Consider the following 281-nt stretch of genomic DNA (forward strand, 5'->3'; position numbering starts at 1 on the left):
TCATCACGCTTGGTTCCACGCAGCAGAACACCCACGTTCTCACCCGCGCGGCCTTCGTCAAGCAGCTTGCGGAACATCTCAACACCAGTACAGGTGGTTGTAGTCGTATCGCGGATACCCACGATCTCAATCTCTTCACCCACCTTGATGATGCCGCGCTCAACACGACCGGTTACAACCGTACCGCGACCAGAGATAGAGAACACGTCCTCTACCGGCATCAGGAACGCACCGTCAATCGCACGCTCAGGCTCAGGAATGTAGGAGTCCAGGGTCTCAAC

The 281-nt window shown here is 56.6% G+C and carries 1 protein-coding gene; it reads right to left on the reverse strand.

The genetic code is table 11. The annotated features are described in order from the left end of the window. The coding region (locus F0M18_RS19910; RefSeq protein WP_262501009.1) for an EF-Tu/IF-2/RF-3 family GTPase at positions 1-281 on the reverse strand (281 nt) is incomplete at both ends.

This window comes from Pseudohalioglobus sediminis (assembly GCF_008370495.1).
Taxonomy (GTDB): domain Bacteria; phylum Pseudomonadota; class Gammaproteobacteria; order Pseudomonadales; family Halieaceae; genus Halioglobus.